14 protein-coding genes, 1 tRNA gene and 3 pseudogenes are annotated in these 21,818 nt (G+C 58.3%); 9 read left to right on the top strand and 9 right to left on the bottom strand.

What is annotated here, in order from left to right:
• Positions 1-447: 447 nt before the first annotated feature.
• Positions 448-933 carry a hypothetical protein gene (locus MKK88_RS27020; protein WP_244005558.1) on the top strand — a complete coding sequence of 162 codons (486 nt, stop codon included), beginning with the start codon at positions 448-450 and terminating at the stop codon, positions 931-933.
• Positions 934-1,024: 91 nt separating this feature from the next.
• On the opposite strand, the gene MKK88_RS27015 is transcribed toward MKK88_RS27020, so the two are convergent.
• Positions 1,025-3,019: a putative bifunctional diguanylate cyclase/phosphodiesterase gene (locus MKK88_RS27015; protein WP_244005330.1), complete on the bottom strand. Its 1,995-nt coding sequence runs from the start codon at positions 3,017-3,019 to the stop codon at positions 1,025-1,027.
• A gap of 302 nt (positions 3,020-3,321) precedes the next feature.
• On the opposite strand from MKK88_RS27015, the gene MKK88_RS27010 reads away from it, so the two are divergent.
• Positions 3,322-4,389, top strand: a complete 1,068-nt coding sequence (locus tag MKK88_RS27010) for a spore photoproduct lyase family protein (protein ID WP_244005328.1) — start codon at positions 3,322-3,324, stop codon at positions 4,387-4,389.
• A gap of 50 nt (positions 4,390-4,439) precedes the next feature.
• Positions 4,440-4,898 (top strand): nucleoside deaminase, encoded by a 459-nt coding sequence (locus tag MKK88_RS27005; RefSeq protein WP_244005326.1) that lies wholly within the window; start codon positions 4,440-4,442, stop codon positions 4,896-4,898.
• Between the two features lie 4 nt (positions 4,899-4,902).
• Here the strand turns inward: MKK88_RS27005 and MKK88_RS27000 are convergent, their stop codons facing one another.
• From MKK88_RS27000 to MKK88_RS26980, 4 genes and pseudogenes are all read right to left on the bottom strand, one after another.
• A complete protein-coding gene (locus tag MKK88_RS27000; protein WP_244005324.1) occupies positions 4,903-5,214 on the bottom strand; it encodes an ETC complex I subunit in 312 nt (103 codons plus the stop codon).
• A gap of 25 nt (positions 5,215-5,239) precedes the next feature.
• Positions 5,240-5,316: transfer RNA gene (locus MKK88_RS26995), tRNA-Pro, on the bottom strand.
• A 167-nt stretch (positions 5,317-5,483) separates the two neighbouring features.
• Positions 5,484-6,536, bottom strand: coding sequence for a glycosyltransferase (locus tag MKK88_RS26990; RefSeq protein WP_244005322.1), 1,053 nt, complete (start codon positions 6,534-6,536; stop codon positions 5,484-5,486).
• A gap of 799 nt (positions 6,537-7,335) precedes the next feature.
• Positions 7,336-7,548 (bottom strand): annotated as a pseudogene (locus MKK88_RS26980) (IS110 family transposase); the annotation flags it as partial.
• Between the two features lie 389 nt (positions 7,549-7,937).
• Between MKK88_RS26980 and MKK88_RS26975 the strand changes: the two are divergent.
• Complete coding sequence (locus MKK88_RS26975; RefSeq protein WP_244005320.1) at positions 7,938-8,924, top strand: rhamnan synthesis F family protein; 987 nt, start codon at positions 7,938-7,940, stop codon at positions 8,922-8,924.
• Between the two features lie 124 nt (positions 8,925-9,048).
• On the opposite strand, the gene MKK88_RS26970 is transcribed toward MKK88_RS26975, so the two are convergent.
• The 4 genes and pseudogenes from MKK88_RS26970 to MKK88_RS26955 all read right to left on the bottom strand — a co-directional run bounded on the left by MKK88_RS26970 (position 9,049) and on the right by MKK88_RS26955 (position 13,218).
• Positions 9,049-9,381 carry a hypothetical protein gene (locus MKK88_RS26970; RefSeq protein WP_244005318.1) on the bottom strand — a complete coding sequence of 111 codons (333 nt, stop codon included), beginning with the start codon at positions 9,379-9,381 and terminating at the stop codon, positions 9,049-9,051.
• 434 nt (positions 9,382-9,815) lie between these two features.
• Complete coding sequence (locus MKK88_RS26965) at positions 9,816-10,031, bottom strand: hypothetical protein (protein WP_244005316.1); 216 nt, start codon at positions 10,029-10,031, stop codon at positions 9,816-9,818.
• A gap of 217 nt (positions 10,032-10,248) precedes the next feature.
• Positions 10,249-11,184, bottom strand: a pseudogene (locus tag MKK88_RS26960) (IS630 family transposase); the annotation flags it as partial.
• Between the two features lie 945 nt (positions 11,185-12,129).
• Positions 12,130-13,218, bottom strand: a complete 1,089-nt coding sequence (locus tag MKK88_RS26955; RefSeq protein ID WP_244005314.1) for a glycosyltransferase family 4 protein — start codon at positions 13,216-13,218, stop codon at positions 12,130-12,132.
• A gap of 228 nt (positions 13,219-13,446) precedes the next feature.
• On the opposite strand from MKK88_RS26955, the gene MKK88_RS26950 reads away from it, so the two are divergent.
• The 5 genes and pseudogenes from MKK88_RS26950 to MKK88_RS26925 all read left to right on the top strand — a co-directional run.
• The gene (locus MKK88_RS26950) at positions 13,447-14,742 is read left to right on the top strand and encodes a polysaccharide biosynthesis/export family protein (protein WP_244005312.1); all 1,296 of its coding nucleotides are present in this window, start codon (positions 13,447-13,449) and stop codon (positions 14,740-14,742) included.
• Positions 14,743-14,758: 16 nt separating this feature from the next.
• A complete protein-coding gene (locus MKK88_RS26945; protein ID WP_244005310.1) occupies positions 14,759-15,622 on the top strand; it encodes a glycoside hydrolase family 16 protein in 864 nt (287 codons plus the stop codon).
• Positions 15,623-15,646: 24 nt separating this feature from the next.
• On the top strand, positions 15,647-17,437 hold the full coding sequence (locus MKK88_RS26940; protein ID WP_244005308.1) for an oligosaccharide flippase family protein: 1,791 nt from the start codon (positions 15,647-15,649) through the stop codon (positions 17,435-17,437).
• Between the two features lie 2,356 nt (positions 17,438-19,793).
• Positions 19,794-20,699, top strand: a complete 906-nt coding sequence (locus MKK88_RS26930) for a glycosyltransferase family 2 protein (RefSeq protein ID WP_244005306.1) — start codon at positions 19,794-19,796, stop codon at positions 20,697-20,699.
• Between the two features lie 700 nt (positions 20,700-21,399).
• Positions 21,400-21,676: pseudogene (locus tag MKK88_RS26925) on the top strand (IS630 family transposase); the annotation flags it as partial.
• Positions 21,677-21,818: the final 142 nt, after the last annotated feature.

Below are 21,818 nucleotides of genomic sequence, written 5' to 3'. Positions count from 1 at the left end.
ATCCAAGCGCGGCTTGGGTGGTACCCGTCGCTGGACGGGCGGCGCCTTCTGCAGTGCACCGGGGGGCGCGACCTTTCCGGCCGGACCCGCCGACCCAAGCGGACCCGCCGGTCCCTGGGCGCCACGGGGTCCTGGGGGACCGGGCGGCCCGGTCCGGCCGGCCTCGCCAGCGGTTCCGGGTTCGCCGGCCGGTCCAGGCCGCCCGGGTTCGCCCTGAAGGCCCTGCGGGCCTGCAACGCCCGCCGGGCCAGGTGGTCCCGCCGGCCCCGGTCCACCACGCTCGCCGGCCGGGCCGACCTCACCCCTCGGGCCCGTCTCGCCCCGGAGGCCCTGCGGCCCGGGTGGTCCGACGAGTCCGGGCGCCTGCGGCCCCTGCTGCCCGCAGCCGCTGACGACGACGCTGCGGGATTGCTTCGGCGTCTGGAGCATCGCGATGCAGGTTGCCGGATGATAGACGACGCGGAACTCGAAATAGCCGTTGCTATCCGTCCGTTGCGGAAACCGGCCATCGAGCGTGATTTCGGAATTTGCGTCGTCGGCATACCCGATGATCCAGAGGTCGCCGCCTGTGATCTTGGCCGCCTCGATGCGCATCTCGGCGCATGCGGGCGCCGCCCAGGCTGCCCAAACGGCAGCGATCCGGCAGACGGCGTGGCGCTTGCGCGCTGCGCGCATGACAATATCCATGATCATTTGAGCGGCCACCATGCCGCACAGGTTTGGTTAAGCAATAACCCCGCCGAAACACCGCAGGTGGAAAACGGAGGTTTTCAAGAGGTCATTACCGGAATTCGGCTTTCACGACCTGCGGCCGCCGGGACATGCGATACACGCGCGCATCTCAGGTTGCGGAGACCGGGCGTCGCAGGCGTGCCGGTCCCCATCATCCCAAGTCGTTCGGTCGAGGTGGCGCGGGCCCTGTGCAATGCATGATCGGGCGAAGGGTTGCGTCGCGGCGCTCACATCCGCGTCAACGGACCGACCCTGGATCGCGGGCAGGAGGCCCGGGGATCCGTACCGCTGGTCAGGCCGCGGCAATACGGCCGGACAAGAGGGTCGTCTCGAGGACAGGCACCGTCATCGGCCGGCCGAGATGGTAGCCCTGGAGGAATGGACAGCCCATCGCCTGAAGGGTGCGCAGATCCTCATCCGACTCGACGCCTTCGGCCACGACCTCGAGCCCAAGTATGCGTCCGAGTCCGAGGACCGCGAGCACGAGGCCGCGCTTGTCGTCGGAAGCGTTGAGACCCGTGACGAAGCTACGATCAATCTTGATGCGATCCGCCCGGAGTTGGCGCAGAGACGAGAGCGACGAGTATCCGATACCGAAATCATCGAGGGCCACCCGTACGCCCGCGCGCGAGAGAGCCTGCAGCTTGCCCAGAACAGCGCCGATATCGAGCGCCGTCTCCTCGGTGATCTCGATTTCCAGCATCGCGGGCGGGAGGTCGAGGCTCTTCAGCCGCTCGATGACGATCTCGTCCACCGGCACCTGAGCCATTTCCTGGGGGGAGACGTTCATGGCGACCCGGACCGTCTCGAGCCCCCGGCCGCGCAGGATCTGCATCATCGCGCAGACCTGTTCGAGGATGAAGCGGAGCAGCGACTCGGTCAGCCCTGCCGTCGCCGCCGTGGCGACCAGATCGGGCGGCGCGATCCAGCCGAGCCGCGGATGCTGCCAGCGCACCAGCGCCTCGAGACCCACCAGCGTCTCCGCGTCCATGGCGTAGATCGGCTGGAACCAGACCTCCAGGGCGGCCTCGGCGAGGGCGGTCGAGAGGTCGCGCTCCAGGTCGCGGCGGATCTGAAGCCGCTCGCGCAGGCCCGTATCGAACATGCGGTAATAGTTTCGGCCGGCCGCCTTTGCGGCATACAGGGCCGCATCGGCGCAGCTCAGCATCTCCGTCAGGCTCGGTTCCCGGCCCGAATGGACGCCGATGCTCACTCCGATCCGACCGGCGTCGAACCCGTCGAGGGGCTGCGCGACCGCTGCCACGAGACGCGCCGCGAGTCGCTCGGGGGGAACGCCGGCCGCGATGGGATCGTACAGCACGGCGAACTCGTCGCCTCCCAGACGGGCCGCCAAGCTATCCTCGGGCAGTTCGGCGCTGATGCGCCGGGCGACCTCGATCAGAACCCGGTCCCCGGCCTTATGGCCATAGACGTCGTTGACGAGCTTGAAGCCATCGAGATCGAGCAACAGCAGACTGATCGGGGCAGCCTGAAGGCGCTCTTCAGCCTGCTGGATGAAGCCGCCCCGATTGAGGATGCCAGTCAGGTCATCGTGCGTGGCGCGCCGGCGCATCTCGTCGGCCAGGGCGCTGACACGCGCATGGGCCTCCGCGCGCGACCGTGCCAGCGCAGTCGCCTCGTTCTTCAAGCGGCTCGACTCGCGGAACCCGGCCTCGCTCCGGAAGGCCGTGTGCGTCAGCGCCAGGAGGTACAGCAGCACGCAGGCCACAAGGCAGTTCCGGTCGAAATCGCCGACCGCGGCGAGGCAGGCGACAACCGAGAGCAGTGGCGGCAGGATGAAGGCCAGCGGGATCCGCGCGTAGGCGGTCCCATGCGTCACCGCGCCAGCGGTGATGCCGCAGGTGATCACGAGGTAGAACAGGGCCTGCGCCGAGGTGTAGCCCTCACAGAGCAGCGGCTGGCAGGCCCAGACCAAGCCGGACAGCAACGCCGCCGCGATGCAGGCGCGCAGATGCCGCTCGATCGACTGCGCCGCGGCGGCGGCCATGGCCGGCGTCGTGTCCGGCGTCAGGGCCAGACCGAGACAGGGTGCGCGGCACAGGCCGATGCGGAGAAAGTTGGCAAGCGTGGAGACCGCGAACCAAGCGGCGCCGACCTCGCCGTGCCCGCTGCGATACGCCACCAGCGTGCTCGCCAGCCCGAGCAGCATGTTGACCGGCATGGCCGACAGGACGCTTCCCCGCATGGCCGCGAGTTGGTCCCGCCGAACGAGCGCGCGGGCGGGACCGGCAAGCTCATTGAGGCCCGGATCAATTGGAACAGACATCTCCTGATCCCGAACGGTCATCGCCTGTCCATTCAGTGCGCTTGGTCGCTCACCATGATTCGCACGATAAGGTTGCGGCATGGTCGACGTCCACCGACGGTCTGAATTTGTACGATCTTTGCTGAAGCGCGCGGACCGCTGAAGCAAGTTCAGCGCCGGAGCGTGCCTCACACCCGCGATCGCGCATCGTTATCCTGGTGATCGGACCGGCGTGATGCTCGGGCGGCAGGTCGCAAGCCACTTCGCCCCGGCCGTCGGGACACCATATCCGGTTCGGGCCACGTCCGGGCCCTGGATCTGCCATGGCCCTCACGCGCGATCTCCTCGAGATCCGGAAAATCTACCAGGAACCGACGGTGCCGGACTACCCGCTCGGCCGGGAAATCCTCGCGCATTTCCCCGATGCCGAACGCATCACCGTTCCCTCGCACTGGAACATCCCCGATCTGCATGGGAATGCCGGATCCGTCGAGGATTGGGTGCGGATCAAGCGCTCGACCCTGGTGCTCGGGGTGAAGAAAGGCCTGTCGATGCGGCCGAATGGCCGGAGCGCCCACTTCATCGCGCCCTCGACCTCCAACGGCTGCGCGATGGCCTGCGCCTATTGCTACGTGCCGCGCCGCAAGGGCTTTGCGAACCCGATCTCCCTGTTCGTGAATATCGAGCAGGCCTGCACGGCGATCAGCCGTCATGCCGGACGCCAGGGTCCCCTGCCCGAGCCGGACCTGATCGACCCGGCCTTCTGGGTCTATGACATCGGGGAGAATGGTGACCTCTCGGTGGATGCCGCCGTCAGCAGCGGCGTCGAGAGCCTGATCACGTTGTTCCGCACCTTGCCGAACGCCAAGGCGTCCTTCGCCACCAAGACCGTGAACAGCACCCTGCTGAACTACGATCCCCAGGGTAAGACACGGATCCGCTTCTCCCTCATGCCAGCGGCCATCGCCCGGGTCGTCGACGTGCGCACCGCTCCGATGCCGGAGCGGATCGCCGCCATCAACGATTTCGTGGCGGCCGGCTACGAGGTTCACGCGAACTTCTCTCCGGTCATCCTCCATGAGGGATGGGAAGCGGAGTGGCGCGCGCTCTTCAGGGAGATCGACGGAACGCTCTCCGACGCCGCCAAGGCGCAGCTCAAGTGCGAGATCATCATGCTGACCCACAATGCGGATCTGCACGCGGTGAACCTGGATTGGCACCCCCGCGCCGAGGATCTCCTGTGGCGGCCGGATATTCAGGAGGTCAAAGTCTCGGAGGGCGGGGGCCGGAACCTGCGCTATCGGTCTGGCTGGAAAGGCCAGTGGCTCGCCCGATTCAAGGCCCTGCTTGCCGAGACGTTGCCCTACTGCACGGTGCGCTATGCGTTCTGAACTCCTGGCCACGCCCAGCGTTGGAGCGCGGTTGGCAGGGAATTGGGATCATGACCACGCACGAGAGCTATATCGGCGAGGCCGTTGCCCTCGCCGCCGAGAACGTCACGACGGGCGGCGCACCCTACGGGGCCGTGATTGTCCGCGACGGCACCGTCCTCGTACGGGCAGCCAACACCGTCCACGCGACGAACGATCCGAGCGCTCATGCCGAGATGGTGGCTTTGCGCGAAGCGAGCCGCATCCTCGGGAGCCGCGATCTCTCAGACTGTGTGATGTATGCGAGTGGCCGCCCCTGCCCCATGTGCCACGCCGCGATGCGCCTTGCGGGCTTCAAGCGCGGCTATTTCGCGTTCTCGGCAGAGGAGGCCGAGCAATACGGAGCCGGCAGCGCGACAATCTACGCCGAACTCTGCCAGCCCCTCGATGCGCAGCCGATGCGGCTCGACCAAATCCGGCCCGCAGGGGACTCGCCCTACGCCGCATGGCGGGCGCGGCGGGACGCCTGACTCCTCAGTGCGTCCAGGGGGCAGTCCGGTTGAACTTGAAGTTATCCGAGTACGACAAGCCCTTGCGGGCGGCAGGCTTCGCCGGCTGCTCGACGCGGTAGGCGATGCCCTCGCGCTTGGCGTAGGCCACCGCCTCCTCCTCCGTGTCGAATTCCAGCCGGACCTGCTGCATCATGTCAGACGATCCATTCCAGCCCATGAGCGGATCGATCTCGCGCGGGCTGGTCTGGTCAAATTCCAGCACCCACTGCTTGGTCCGGGCGAGGCCGGATTGCGTGGCATCCCGGGACGGACGGAAGATGCGGGCACTGGGCATCTGACGCGACAGGCTCCTGATCGAATGGTCGGGGCGATAGGATTCGAACCTACGACCCCCTGGTCCCAAACCAGGTGCGCTACCAGACTGCGCCACACCCCGACACCCCCGCTAGGGGCTCAGATCCCTACCGTTTCGACCGACTGATCGCAAGGCGCTGCGCACGGCGAAATGTCTCCAACGATAAGCTGCAATTCCGAACGCCTTGCTCGCTCCGTCAAATCAGGCACACCTCACCCTCAACCATACAATTCGCGTACGGACCCACATCAATGCCCGTTCGTCGGCGAAGCGAGTGACGCAAGAAGCACTCCGAACACGAGATCCCGGACGGCATGCCGCGCGGGATAGGCGAGGCCGCGCGTCCCAAGTCGCCGACGCGATGCCAGGAGATGCAACCAGAATGCCGTTCTACTCCCAATGCCGTGGCTGTAGGTGCCAACCCGGTCGGCATACAGTGCGGCGAACTCCTCGTAGTGACCAGCCAGGGCGGTCGCCGTAGCGCGGCAGCTGCCGTCCTGTGTCTCATCCTTCGCTATCGCTTTGAGAATAGCCTCCTTGGCTGACAGCGATGCTCCCCGCGCTGCCACTTGGCCGCGGCTATGATCAAGCGTTGCCTTGAATACCGCCAGCCGCCGCGCCCGCCCGCGGTCGATCGCGCCAAATACATTAGCTTCGTGCTGGCGGTATGCAACAAGGTCCTCATCGATGAAAGCAATGCGACCGAAGCAGCTAGCGAGGAAGAAAAACCATTGATCATGGGCCAGCCTTTCCTGCGGAAACAGGAAATCGCAGCTCAGCGCGTGGAGCGGCGTGAAGGCGATGAGCTCCCGCCGGAATACCTGGGTGAAGCCCAACGAGAAAGACCACGGGTCGGCGAGAGACGACTCACTTACTTTGCGGCCACCGTCCGACCCATAAAGCCGCCCCGTGGCGCGGCTCTCGCGATCTGTAACGGCTGCGTTATGGTACGCTAATTTTACAGCTGGATCGTCGAAAGCCCGGGTCATGCGCGCAAGTTTGTCGGGCCGCCATACGTCGTCTTGATCACAGAATGCCACGAGTGGCGCGGACGCGAGCGACGCCGCTTCGATAAAATTGCGTCGATATCCCTTGTTCAGCGCGTTCTGATGCAGATGCACTGGGAAGGGCGCACCGGCGAGCGTATCCCGTAGGACGTCCAGCGTGGCATCTGTTGATCCGTCGTCGGCCACCACCAGCTCGGCCGGGAGCTGGGCCTGGGCCAAAAGGCTTAGGGCTTGCTGGCGCACGTGAGCGGCACCATTATAGGTCGCCATTACCACAGAGATTTGCGCCATCATTATTCATCCAGGTTTAACATTTCAGGAATGACGGCTGAGCAATCTAGGTGAAGTCGGCCGGCGACAGAGATCGTATAGAGGCACCCATCAGAACCTTTCGAACGCAATGTGAAGAACCCTGTCTGCCTCAGTGTATGACCTGAATCAAACCATTGCAGACTTTGTCGTTTTGTGATTTCAGGCGTCGATTTGCGGCTTGGAGGCAACGATGGCAGACCTGTCCCGACTCTCGGATGAACAGAGGGCGGTGATCGGCCGTGCATGCCCGAAGATACGCCTGGACCCGCGCGGAAGGACGACCGCCTTCGCATGCCCGAACGGGCTGCGCTGACGGGCAGCCCGTTCGGGGCACGATTTGGCATCCCCTGGGACTTGCCGCTTCAAGCAACAGGCTGCGAGTCGGGCATAACCTGCTGGCGGCGCCTGCGCGACTGGCAATAAATCTGAGTGTCAAACCGCCTGCAACAGGCGGCTCTCGGCCGGCTCTCACACCAGAAGGGCATCGACTATAGATGGGCCTCGCGCGACAGCACCCCCATCGCGGCAAAACGTATGGTCCGCCCCGTCCGCAGGTGCCTCGGGATTCGCTAATCTGAGCAGTCCGCGTAAAGATATCCGGGCTTCCGGCGAGCTGTTGGCCAAGCTGGAGAATCGCGCGCCCGGGGACTCATAAGGGGGTTGGCGTCGAACGTTGATTTTGCTGGTCGGCTTTCAGAACACTGGTCGACGGTCGAGCGTCTCGTTCTCATCGCCCGCAGACATTGAAAGGCTGACGCGTATCGCGCGGGCCGAGCTCGGATCACGCGGCTGCGGCCAACGGCTCATAGACGCGCCCGTGGCTCAGCAAAGCCAGGACGATACGCGCCATCTTGGCTGCCAAGGCCATTACCGCCGTATTGGCATGCGCCCGCATCAGCAGCCCACGCGGTCAATGCCCGAGCCGCGTATCACTCTGCCGAAGCGTCGGCATCGCGGTTCGGCCGCCCTAGATGAGCGTCTTACGCAGGTACTTGTACCGCGCAGGCTCACCGGCAGTCGAAGAAGGAGCTCAATCACCACCACTGCGAAAGCCGATCTTGGAGGGGGATCCACCGACATGGGCTGATGACGATGACGGCCTACGTCTTCGTCTAATCCCCTTGGCTCGATGCGGCGGAGCGCGAAAGAAATGCATCGTGAATGAACCCTGAGGTGAAGGTCGGATGCTAATATCGCACCGATATTTAAGCCACCGACTGACAATACCCATAACAATACTTTCCTTTGTAATGTCAGAAACCGTTGATTTTGTATGTTAACAACCGGGCTTTCATTTATATGTGCCAATAGATCTTGTTCTTAAAATCCTATTGATTTTATTTATAGGCACATCCGAGGTACGAATTTACAAGGATCACCGACATGAGCATCCAACATTACTTGACAAGACCAGTCATGTCGATTCGACGTAGAAACGTGTTCAAGGGGTTTCACCCAAATTATGCTTCCACGCTAACAATGGGCGTGCCGTTTGCTGACATAAAATCAAGAAATATTAGAGATGGATGGCGTCTTTGCGCTATTGCACACTGCTTCCACTGTAGCAGCTTTAGTGAAATCCGTTCAATCTTTGACAATATACCTGGTCGAGTTGACGTTTTTTTGAGTACAGACACCATAGAAAAGGCAAGTCTTCTAAATAGCCATTTTCATGACTGGGATAAAGGCACAGTAAATATCAAAATAATACTGAATATTGGGCGCGATTTGACTTCAAAATTTATTGCCTTCGATGACGTACTTGATAGTTACGATCTATCTTTGTTTGTGCATACAAAACAAGACGATGGTCTTATCGATGCCAATGCGTGGAGGCGCTATCTCTTCCATAATTTATCTGGGAGTGTTGATATCTGTTCCAGTGTAATCAGAGCTTTTCAAGACAATTCAGACCTTGGTCTTGTCTTTCCAAATCACTGGATCCCAGCTCGGCCATGGATTAAATACATGAAAAATTATAGTATCATGAAAGAACTAGCAGCGCAGATGTCGTTCAAGATCAATCGTTTTGCGAGGCTCGATTTTCCTTCCGGTTCCATGTTCTGGGCTCGACCACAAGCTTTAAGATCTATCCGAGACCTGAATCTACAGATAACCCACTTCCCGACAGAGCCAGTTCCAAAAGATGGTACATTGCTCCATGCCCTCGAACGTTTGGCCTTGCACAGCTGCGAACAATCCGGGTTCAAGTGGCTGAAAGTGGTGGACCCGCAGTTGGCTCTGCGGACCGATAAGGTCGCGATGATAACAAATAACGATGATGTACGTGCAGTAATCGCGCGCACTCCCCCAGTTCTCAGGTCCAGCTTTAAAAATCTAGCGCTCGGATTCGTAACCGGTCGAAGCTAGCTTCAATCGTATCGGACCTGAAGCGAGTCCCGCGGCCGGCTAGCGTGTGGCTAATTGTAGATGGAAATACACCAAGGGTATCCGTGAGGAAGCTCACTGTTGAAGCGGTGGTTTCCTCGTTCCTTCACTGGCAGGTGTACGGAGCGTGAGACCCGGTCGGCGGCGACGTATAAGTGGCACTTGCGTGAGAGACGATCGAGATCCAGCAGCGCGCGCAGATGCTCCACGTCACCGTTGATGAAGACGAACTCATCATCCTTGAATCTGCCGTGCCGTTTGCGCGCCAACCCGAGAGCGAAAGGCGGTTATAATGTTCCGTTTCAAAGATGCTGTAGACTGCGTCGCAATTCGGACGCAGCAGAAAGTGGCTGGCGATAAAGGCGGGATCGTCGCGCGGAAAGCCGATGAAACGGCGGAACATGCAACGATTGCGCGCTGGCTCTTGATCGGTGGTCACCTAAGGCAGCTTGTGGGGTCGAGCCCAGCGATCCTGACACGCATCGGGGCTGCGCTTGCGCCACGTGCGGATGGTTCGGGTGCAGACGCCATAGCACTCGGCCAAATTGCCGGAAGTCTCGGGCGAGCGGGCAATCTCGTCGCGTGAGGCCGAGGGTGTGTGGGCCGGGGAATGGATGGCAGGCATCAGCCGGCGCTCCTGGCAGATCGGCGCTTTGCAAAAAACGCCATGGATCGGCTGTGGGCGCTCAAAAGCTGGATCTCGATAACTTTTTGCAACCAGCCAATTAAAACAATTGGCTGTTGTTATAATCGATAGGCCAACGCGCGCAGGCCGAGGGATATGAAGTTTCGAGGTTGGTTGATGAGACGATTCTCGGCGTAGCAGTCCTAGTCGACGATGTCGTCATAGGAGACGAAGATCCGATCGCCGATTCAGTTGTCGCATTTGAATTGCAAGACGTTCGCCACCGATCTGAGTTCGGTGACGCAGGGCGGCAGAGTGAGGTTGTCTGTCACAATGACGTCATGGGCGCCACGCCGGCCCGCACGCCCCAATATCAGCACGGCGTGGACGCGGGGCGCGATGGAGCGGTTGATGTCCGCCTCGTGCAGGCTGATCGCCTCGTCATCGCAGCGTGGTAGGATCAAGCCCGCCCCTTCCCTTTTTCGGACAGATCGCCCGAAGATGGAAGCATACGCCGGGCGTCGATCCTTGGACATGGAGGCCGTGTCCCACGTCGTAACCAGCGCCGCGGCAGACTGCTCTTATTATCGATGCAAGCCGCGTCCTGCGACCACAGTTCGATCGCTGTGCCGGACGGCAGGCTTGCGCGGATCGTTTTTTCGATAGAGCGTTTCCTGTTTTATCTGGATCGTATTCTGCCGCGGCGAAGACGTTGGCGCATTTGGCTGGCGTGACAGTGTCGATGAGCTGTCCGATGGCCGACCATAGCCCTTCGACGGTGCGCTCGGCGGCCTTGCGCAGCAGCGCCTTGAGCTTGGAGAAAGCCCCCTTCATCCTGAGCCTGTCGGAGGATCGATCGGGTTGAAGTCCGGCGCGCGCGCCGGCGGCTCCGGTGAGCGCGCGCACGCCCGGGCCTTTGTGGCCGCCGACTTTGTCCTTCACGACGATGGCGCCTGGGGTGAGGTGGGCACGAGCACGGGCTCGACGGAGGTCTGAAAGACGTCGTGGTTGATCGGCCGGTCCAGCACGAACGGCGCAGCAATCTCCGACAGGCGCAGGCCCGCCACCAGGGTGGTCTTCCAATGGCCGTGCGGCACGCGAGAGCGCAACCGCTCCCCGCGCGGTGAGCGCCCGCGGGTGCGGGCCATGTCGGTGGCCGTCCAAGTCTCCTCGAGGAACACGAGGCGGCTGGGATCGAGGCCGGGCGGCCCTCAAACCACGTTTCGCGGGCAGCCTTCACGTCCGGGCGATCCTGCTCGGTCGCGTGGGCCGGCTTTTTTTCAAACATCAGGCCGCGCGCGTCGAGGACACTCTACAGCGTCCCCAGCCCGACCGGGAGAGCGCATTCCTCCCGCAGGCGGACCCGCATCTCTTCCAGGGTGATGTCGTCCTGCTCGGCGATCAGGTCACGCGGGAGCGCCTCGTGCGGATCGAGCTTGGAGCGGCGCGCCGCCCTTACGGTCGGGCTGCCACCATCCCGGTCGTAGCCAGTGCCGTCATCCAGCGGCCCGCCGTCGCGGCCCCGGCCCCGAAGCGCCTGGCCGCTTGCCGACGCGAGGTCGCCCCTGCCGCGCTCACGACAGGCTCACGCAGATCCTGGCTTTTGGGTCGGCCCATGCTCCGCTCCTCACCTGGAACGGGCAGTGAATGACCGCGCCAGGACCGCGTGAACCCGCCGTCCGATTCAGCCCAAACCGCCAAAGCTCTAGCAGGGAAGTTTGTTTGAACGCGGCGAGTGCTGCCGGATCCTGCCCGTGGTGGCCCGGGCGGACCATCAGCTTGCAGAAACCCCTCCGCCTGACCCCAGGCGGCCGAGCGTGCCTTCGTCCATGCTGACAACAAAGCAGGCGTAGACCCAGGCGGAAAAATCCTTGAGGCGCCCGTCCACCACGCTGTGCCAGCGCCCGTCATTGCGCTGCGTCCAGCTTGGGCCGATTGGCCAACGCCATGCGATCGTTCAGCCCTGTCGGACCGTCTGCGTTGACGGCCAGCATCCGGTTGCGCACCGTCTGCACGCTCTAAGCGGGGAGCCTTGGCGCCTCCCTGCAGCTGCCGCAACAAGGGACTGCAGCCAATGCCAGAAGCACGCGGATCTGGCTGGCGTCCCGGCTCACGCGGGTCAGCCACCAAAGTTCGCTGGAATCGAAATCGGCGCAGGGAGATATCGCAGCGGACATGGCGAATCCGCCCGGTTCGCCTAAGCGAATCACAGGTGCCGCACTGCGAATACCCTATGAGTCCTCGTCACCGTCGATCGGAATTCGGTGCCACGCCAAGGCATGTATCAAAGGGCTTCTGCGCAGCAAGACGCGCCCGCCAGGGACAACACCAAATCGACCGGGACGAAATCCAACCATCTGACACCGACCCGCTCGGAACCACCGAGCAAGGTTCCGAGCGGACCGGCAGTGCCGTCGCAGTCGAGCTGAATAATCTCAAAACTGATCGGATACGGACTCACTTTACAGTGCTGTTTCCAACAATAGAAACGATACAGATTATCGATATTGAGTGGATAACAGTGATATCCAAATCAATACCCCCTTATCGCAGATTGAGTAATTATCGCCTAGCAACGCGAGATAAAGCCTCCGTATAAACCGCGTCGTAATTAGTCGCCATCCTCACCGCAGTAAAACGATCGAGGTCCGTCTGAGCGGATCTACGAAGTTCGGTGAGCCTATTCGGATGAGCCATCAAACCATCCAAGGAACGAGCGATCGACTCTGGATCGACTTCAGATAGAACAGTACCCGCCCGACCGTAATCCACGACTTCAGGCATCCCCCCGATATCAGCCACCACTATTGCGCAGCCACTTGCGCGGGCTTCAGCTACCGCTAAACCGAACGGCTCCGCATCGGGGAAATTCACGAATATCGCGGCTTGCTGTAAAAGCTGCTGTGGATTTGGATGATGCCCTTGAAAGATCACGCGGGTCTCAAGGCCAAGGCTCTTGCTCAAAGCTATCAACTCCTGCTTGTCGGGCCCTTCGCCAACAATCACCAAATACCAATCATCATAATTATTAGCCAAACGAGCAAACGCCTCAATGATGAGGTTCACCCTTTTGCGCCGATGAAGCCCGCAGACCGATATAATTGATTTGGCAGGTATAACGACGCTATTTGTCGGGTTTAAGTACTTTCTGACTGAGTCAACCGGTCCGTTATAGACCATTCTCAACTTATCAGCACTATATCCCCGCGCCAACAGAAGCTTACGCTCTGCCTCGGACACAGCAACGACTACGTCCCCCAACCGCATAAGGAAAGAATGGTTATCAAAGGAATTATGCATGGTTGTTACAAGTGGGATTTTCCTTAGCCGTGTCGGTATATATGCAATCGCAGCCGAGCCCATCATGTGCGCATGAACCACGGTTGGATTTTCCGTTTTGAGTAGGCTATGAAAATCGAACACTGCCCTGGGCGCACCACGTACGGATTGGGGGATCATTACATGTTTGATTTTGTGTCCTTCCAGAAGAGAAATGTATGGGCCGCCTCCTGAAGCGACAACCACGTCGTGCCCCTTTGAGGACTGAGCACACGCTAAATCTACAACCACATGCACATGGCCATTGCTTAAGTTACAATGCTTCAAAACATGCAGGATTTTCACAGTGCAAACTCCAAGCCGCGCGGCCATGAAAAGATCATTTGTTGAAATAAACCACGGATTATGATCAATCGTCCATCAATCAAGAAACGAGGCGGCCGTTCAACGGCAACAGAGTAACTTTCGATTGCTCTCACGACCACGCTTTTTATTTTACCACAGAGTGTCTTGCGATTTGAAGGAAGAACCGTTGGCTTAATACATGCGTATATCACTCGAATATCTCACCGTGGGACAAGCACGATAGAAGGACGCGTTATGGCATCTTCTTTACCAGAACACGGAAAATACACTTTGAAATACCATGCAGTCAAATTGTTTTTTTTCCAGATGATAGTTATGGGCGTTCTATCCACCAACGCTTATTCACAAGCACGCTACACAGTCGGCCCGGAGGATCGGATTGCTCTCAAAGTTTGGGATGTACGAAATGGCGATCCTTATCAATGGGTTGCCTTGACAGGCGAGTTTATAGTGGGAGCCGATGGGCGTCTGTCGTTGCCACTCATCGGCGAGGTGCCCGTTGCGGGTCTTACCACCGGCGAACTCGCAACTGCAGTGGGCACACAGCTTAAAAATAAGGTCGGCTTATCCACCACGCCTACAGCGTCAGTGCAAATCATCAAGTATCGCCCATTCTATGTCACTGGAGCTGTCCAGCACCCTGGAAAATATGAATACGTACCGTCCCTGACCGTGATGCAAGCGATTAGTATAGCCGAGGGAATGCGGCGTGCCCGAGACAACTCCAGGGTCGAAAGGGATGTAATTTCAGGCAGTGGCGACGCTCGCGTTCTCAAAGCAGAGCGAATCGCTCTATTGGTACGTCAAGCACGGCTCAATGCAGAAATCAGCGGACAAAATTCTATCACCTATCCGCAAGAGATAACTCAACAAGCGACTTCCCCCGCGGTCAAGCTGGCAATGCAGCAAGAGACGTCACTATTCGTCGGTCGGCGCGAGGCACTCGACGCGCAACTGGCGACGATAAATCAAGCCAAGAAGGTCCTTCAGTCTCAGCTAACCTCGCTCGAGTCTAAAGACAATAATATTATGCGTCAATTGTCACTGACCCGCAAAGACTTAGCGAACGTCAACGAGCTCGCATCAAAAGGTATGGTCATTGCGCAGCGGCAGATTTCCGCAGAACAAAGCGTCGCTACTCTGGAAGGGGGTCGTCTTGATATACAGTTGGCTACATTGAAAGCCCAACAAGATCTTTCTCAGGCTGACCGCGACATTGTTTCATTAACCACGAAATTCAAGACCGATGCCTTATCCGAGATCTCGACTGTCCGATCCCGGTTAGATGAAAATCAGCAAAAACTTGCTACTGCAACTAGCCTGACCGATGAAGCGAAGTCTTTCAGCGAGGCAGATCTAACATCCGATGACGAAGGCGCCGTGGAATACATTGTCGTTCGAGCCCACTCGGGCGAACGCGTCAATGCAAATCTGATGACGCGACTGGATCCGGGTGATGTTTTGCAAGTCGTCGTACGGAAAAACACGACGCCGCCCGCGTCGTCTCGAGCATCAACCGCAGATCAGTAAATGAGGGCCGGATTTGATGTTAGCTCAGATTGCGTCGCAGGCGATATCGAAGATTTTTCTTATCTCTCTCATCTTCGTCGGCGCTTCCGTTGTTCCAGGCGTATGTGAAGAGCAAGCACACCTGCTTGCAGACGGGGAAAGCCTCGAGCTGAAAAATATGGAACTCACATTCGAAGATAATTTTACGAAACCGAGTGTGGTAGCACGGCCTCCATTTTCTAATTATAATAGCAATGCCAAATGGTTAGCCCACACCCCATGGAATGGTGACTTCGGTGAGGCGCGATTCATGGATCCCGGCCCCGACGGACCTTTTGAATTCTCCGAAAAGGGCCTTAAGATAATTGCTCGAAAATCGACGGCCGGACAATGGACATCCGGATTGATATGCTCTGTCGATCGGGACGGCCCCGGACAACAAGGCTTCACACAAAAATACGGTTATTTCGAGCTTCGCGCAAAATTGCCCGAGGGAGAGGGGGCGTGGCCAGCATTTTGGTTGGTCGGTTCCGACAAATCAAATGGATCAACAGAGATCGATGTGCTGGAATATTACGGCCAGTTCAACGCCGGATTTCATACTGTGATCCATCTCTGGAAAAAAGAGGCGCCGAAACACGAGGGCTATGTCGTAGATGTCCCCCCAAAATCTTTGACTGACACCTATCACACTTACGGCGTCTTGATAGATGAAACACGGACAAAATTTTATCTCGATCGACGGGAGTACTTAAACATCCCCACGCCTGATGAGTTTCGTCAGCCGATGTATATTTTGGTCAATTTTGCGCTTGGTGGCGGCTGGCCTATCGACAAGATGATTTCCCCTGCCGAGATGTCGGTCCAATATGTCCGGGCTTACAGGCAACGTTCCCACTGACTGAAAGCGGCTTCGCAATACGAAATGGCCACCGTCAATGAATACTTTAGAATAATTTCCAGTACGATCGCGAAATGCGATATCGCGACCTCTGCTGATCGTGATGAAATTTATAGGTCCGCACGCGCTGTCGTCCAGGAACAGCTCGATTGGGCTGATATGGATCACGAACGCCATCGGCGTGACGACGAAAGTGCGAAACTGAATGCTGCTATTCACGAAATCGAGAACACATTCAGCACCCGACACGGTTTAATAATCGCGACCGCGGAAATGAATGCATCCGCAGCCAATGAAATAAATTTTCAAAGGTCGGCGGCGGGCGAAGATATTGATGAGTCTCCCGCAGAGGTTTCATCGAATTCCGGTGCAATGTCAAAAATGGGTCAGAGCAGACAATTCGCGGCCAATGTCGGAGCGGGGACTGTCGTCAATATAATCCGGGTGCTGTTCCAACTCGTCTCGCTACCTATACTAGCAAGAATACTAACGCCGTCGGACTACGGAGTTTATGCGCTGGCTCTGCCAACCGTGAGTCTTTTCATGATGTTGGCCGATGGTGGCTTGGGCGTATCTCTCGCCCGGGAAAGCGAGGACAACCGCATACTGTGGTCGACGGCGTTTTGGACGCTGTTGGCGACCTGCTCGCTGATGGGCGTGCTTGTTTGTGCCTCTGGCTTTGTGTTGGCATGGATTTCTGGCGAAAGCGTTCTGATCGGGTTGATGGCATTTTTATCGGCCGCACTTCCCTTACTTGCTTTTACAGTCGTGGCAGATGCTAGATTGATCAGGCGCGGCAACTTAATTTACCATTGTGCGGCCGACTTATGTGGTCTGATCACGGGAGCCGCAACTGGCCTATTCGTTGCGTTTCACGGCGGGGGCGCCTGGAGTTTGGCGGCCCAATTTGTCTCGTCGCTCGCGATTCGCGCCATCATGTTGAATTTGGCAGCGCGATCCCGGCCTTATTTCGAATTTGAATTTTCGAGTCTCGCGGAGCATGTTTCCATAGGCGGCTGGTTGCTCATGATGCGCATCAGCGATACTGTTGGTCGAATTGTTGAAAATTCCTTCTTTGGTCGATTTTTCGGTCCCGAACTACTTGGCTCTTATACATTAGCCTTACAGCTTGTTCGATTTTCGTGTGAGTCAGTCACGAACCCAATCTTGAGTGCCTTCTATGCACACGCGGTCCGCCATCAGCAGTCAGATGTCGGTAGAATGCATCTTTTCTTATCGCGCGTCATTTTGACTATTCTAATACCCTTCGCGGTTATCTTATCAATATTAGCACCCAAAATTCTACCTCTTATCCTCGGCGACCAGTGGAATCACGCGGCAGCTTTTGTTCGTATCCTGATAGTGCCGTATGCAATTGCCGGAGCCTCCTGGCTAAGCGGGCAGGTTCTATTGAAAAACGGCATCGTTGCCAGAAACACCTTGATCAACGTTCTCATCAATATCTTCCGAGTTATTTCGATTTTCTGTGGTATCTTGCTCGACTCACTTACGATAGCTTGGCTTTTGGCAGCATCATATGTCATCCAAGCTGTAGCGTTGACGGTAGCTGTCCCCGACGGTCTTGGCGCCGCGAAGAACGATCTTCTGAACACCTTTGCATTGATCTTACTATCCTCTTCACTGGCCGGCATTTTCGTATATGCGTTGGACAGTTTGGGCGGCGAAGGTTGGCTAACTTTCGCGACAGAGATTTCTCTCGGAGGTCTTGTTTACTTGTTTAGTCTCTTTTTGCTCATGAGGAACACGTTCCGAAACGACTATTATTCGTTGATGAATTTTATTCGTCCGTCGTGATTTATAAAAAATCAAATCACCGACTAGATTTTACTTCGCCGGCAGTTGTGGCAATGAGGTTCCGATAGACAATCACCGCAAATCGAGCGCCCGCGGAATCATTATCGAACTTTATCAGGATGGGCATGCTTCGGTCTTACGGGCTTAGACTTGCTGGTCTTGGGTTTTGCGCGGCGCAGCGGAACGCTTTGAGTTCTCAAGCATAGTAAGAGCATATATCGTCTAAACACGAGACGAAGGAAGGCTGGCGGCGGGTATCGACACCTCCGCGGATCGTTGCCAAAAGGACGTCCATGGCTTTCGACAGGCTGTCCTGTACCATTTTCTTCAGGCGGAGGACGATGCGTACTGACGTCAGCTTGTCTGGCGATCGCTCCGGCGCGAGCGTGCTGTACCGACGGCACGTCGCCCATTCCCCAACCACCCTCAGGCTGCAACGAACCCGCGGGGGTGGAGCCGCCGCTAAACCTTTGCTCTGCTGGAGCAAGCCACAGTCCCGTCCGGCCTTGCCCCCTACACATCCTCGTTTGGAACCCGTGCTCGTTCTGGTTCTGGTCCTGTTTGGACCAAGTTGGAAACACGATTGGGGTGAGCTCGCCGAGGCTCGTTTGAGGAGCTGGACCAGCGGTTCCGGGCACGATCACCTTCATCGATGTCCATCGTGCTTTCTGCGAGGTCGAGCCGATAGGCAGGGTGCTTCCAATCAAGGCCGATCCAGCGCCTGTACGAGACGAACACCCAGGTCTACGGCGTGCGCAATGTCGGGCGAGGGTTCGCCCGCGAAGGGATCGTCGTGGTCAGATCGAGGATCGCAACACGTGAGCCTCGGCTGGACCGAGCGTGTCGCCGATGCGGGCATCGAAGGTCTGCGACAAGACGGGTCCGCCCGGCACGCCGCCCCATTCGACCGAGACGGGGCCCCAGGTCCTGGCATTGCCCCCCGCGGAGCCGCCGGGCGAGGTCGCCCTCTGGACCGGCCAAGCCGTGGCCTGCGTTGTCGGAATTTCGTTGCGCGCCCTGCCGCGGATCTGTGGCGCGCCGCCCCTAAACGCATCGGCTGGGCCCGTTCAAGCGCTCGCGTGACCCCGCCTACGTCGCCAAGGTCGAAGATGTCGTCGGCCTCACTATGATCCCAGCCGCCCACACAGTGGTGCCGCCCATTGATGAGAAGAGCCAGATCCAGGCCCTGGAGTGAACCCGCTTCGACCGTTCACTCGCCCCCAGCCATCCCGCCGCCCAGGCCCGCAACTATACCCGTCACGGCACGACGACGCCGTTTGCCGCCCTTGATGTCCTGGCAGGTCCCGTGCTCGGCCGCCGCGTGCGGCGCCACCGGATCGGCAAGTCCGTTCGATTCCTCGACGCTGTCGAAGCTGCGGGCCCGCCTGACTAGGCGATCCCCAAGATCTTCGACAACATCGCCACTCACAGGCATCCGAAGGTGCGCGCCTGGCTGGCTCGCCACCCGCGCGGGACCGCCACACTCCACCTGACCTCGGCCTCGAGGCTCAACGCCGTTGAGGGCTCCTTCTCAGCGCTGACTGTCGTCGGGTGCAACGCGGCTCCTTCACTGGCGTCGTCGATGTGCAGGCCGCCATCAAATGCTCCACCACCGAGCAGAGCCGGCGCGCCAGACTCGTCATCTGTGCCAAACCCGCCACCGACATCCTCGCCGCCGTCAGCCGAGCCCGTGAACGATCCGTCCGAGTCAGTGCACTGGCGCTGTATCCGGATCGGACAAGGGACCACGCGGGGGAATTTGGCATCCGCCGGTTCTTAGACGACAATCGATAGACTCATCGCTTCGGTGTTGCAGGACGAAGAAACTTCAAATTCGGCCCGGAACGCATTCCGGATTCTCGTGGGAACCGAAAGTTCCGACGGATGCCGCGGCAAGCGTCGATACAAATGTCCGGTATCGGAATCGAGGCCGTCTCAATAATGGGGTTGAAAGCATGGCTGAGGATCGGAGTTCCGTCCCTTCGATAATCCAATGCAACGGGAAGGGTACGTACCGGTGGCCGGCCTCGAGCTCCGGCATGCCGAAGCGATGCGCCAAGCTTGTGGATGTGTTGGCCTCGATGTTCAGGGCCATCCTGTACCGCGTAGCAGACGCCGGTATGGTCGTGCGCGCAACACCACCGAGGTCGCAGAGGCCTAGGGGGGAGCCTGTCCACCTGCATGAGGTTATCAACCTGTCGAACGGATCGGTGCACGGGCAAGGCCGATAAGTCCACTTTGCCACTTTCCTAAATCAGGGCCTCACGCGTTTGATCGCTCAGTTACAAGAACCTACGAGCTGAGATTCCCACCTTTCTTGACGTCTGACGAGTAAGGCAACACCCGCACTATGGTCATGGACACAACATCCCGCTCGGCTTCTGGCGCCAACGCACGCGTAGCTGTGGTAATCGCGACATTAGGACGACCGGATATTGTCGCCGGCACCCTGAATCGCATTATAAATGGACAAACAAGAGCGCCTGACTGCGTGTATGTTTCGTGTACAAAAGCGGAAGATATCGGGGAATACGCCGAAAATTCGAAGATCAACGTCATAATAGGTGGCACTGGCCTTCCCAATCAACGTAACGCTGCTCTTGATTGCCTTCCCACAGATATCGACATTGTCGTGTTTTTTGATGACGATTTTGTTCCTGGGTCGAACTGGCTAGATGTGGTAGCAAAACTATTTGAAAAAGAACCGAACATTGTTTGTATCACTGGCGCCGTACTTGCAGACGGCATATTAGGGCCCGGGTTAAAATTCGAGGAAGCTGATCATTTAGTAAAGACTTACCAAGTGCCGAAATCAGGTCAGATCGCCGAGCCATTCAGTCCCTATGGATGCAATATGGCCTTCAGACGTTCAGCCATTGGTAGTCTGCGCTTTGATGAGCGCTTAGTCCTATACGGCTGGCTGGAGGACCGGGATTTTGGTGCGGCCCTGGGTTCCAAGGGAGGCCGGTTGGTTAAATCTATGGACGCCTATGGCGTGCATATGGGGGTAAAGAAGGGTCGGGTCGCAGGTCGAAGACTTGGCTATTCGCAGGTCGTCAATCCTTTTTATATGTTTCGAAAGGGAACTATGACGAGTCGCGAGGCAGTTGCTCAGATCTGTCGCAACGTTGCAAAAAACCTCATTCGCTCGGTTGTGCCGGAACCCTTCATCGATCGCCGGGGGCGCTTGTTCGGCAATATGTGTGGATTTGCCGATCTCTTGCGAGGAAGAGTTGATCCCGAGCGCGCCTTAATGTTTTAAACTGGACTCGAACAAAACCCTTCAGCATCGGATGCATTCCAACTCGATCAATAGTTGATCCCGTATTCATCCATTGCCGTCTTCGAGATCACGAGCTGCTGGTGTGTCGATTCAAAATTTTTGTAATATATTGTTATAGTTCGCCGGCCTCTATAAATCTTGTAAATCCGACAAGCTATCATCGGACACTTCAACGTTTGAAACCTTGTCGAAATTAATGGTCTACACGGCATAACCGAGAGTCACAATAAGCATTGCCAAAACCCATAGCCGCTGCTTTGGATTACTCGTTCCCGAAAGGCACCTACTGTCTTTGTTTTGATTCGATTATGGATCAAAAAATAGAGGCTATACCGTTCATGTCTGGGATGTATCAAAAGATGACTTGGAGAAACATTGCGCGGATCTATGTCCGCTAGGGTCGCGGCGGCGAAGGCTCGACTGTGGCATACTTGGTCTGGAGCGCGCCGCTGCTTTGCTCCCGTTTCCGCTCGTAGCTACAGAAGAGGCGCAAGCGTTCGGGCAATTCTTTGCAGGCGAACTTATGACGCCGGAATTTGATCCGAGCTGTATTTACGATGCGACGATTGGCTAACTCGGAGCTTAAGTGCGCCACCAGCGACCTTGAGGAGCGTATCTACGTAGGGCAGTGGCGCAAATAGCGGATTCGCGCATTCGACAAAACGCGCGAGCCTGAGCCATGGCGCCGACGGTCTATGTGTTTGCAGCTGCGAGCGACGCGGCACGGCTGGGTGCGATCGCCAACGACCGCAATCGCCCTCTCAAGCACATTCGGTGCGCCCGCATCGTCCTACTCTCGGCCGAGCGCGTGAGTGCCCAGGACGTCGCCCGACGGGCGGGCGTCGAAGGTCTGCGAAAAGACGGGTCCGCCCGGCACGCTGCCCCATTCGACCAAGACGGAGCCCGATGTCCTTGCGTTGACCTGCGCGGAGCCGCCGGGCGAGGTCACCCACTGGGCTGTGTTTCGGCGTGCAACTTTGGCTCTGGCGTACTTTCGCTGATCATCCGGAGGTGAAGCCGATCAGGCGAGCTTGCAACAAGTCAATCTTGCCGCGGCCATACATCTGGCGCTTCACCAGCTTGAGTTTGGTGATCTGC

Origin of the sequence: Methylobacterium sp. E-005 (assembly GCF_022829725.1) — a bacterium.
Classification (GTDB): domain Bacteria; phylum Pseudomonadota; class Alphaproteobacteria; order Rhizobiales; family Beijerinckiaceae; genus Methylobacterium.
Note: the sequence above shows the minus strand (reverse complement) of the source record. Positions and strands in the feature narration are given on the sequence as shown.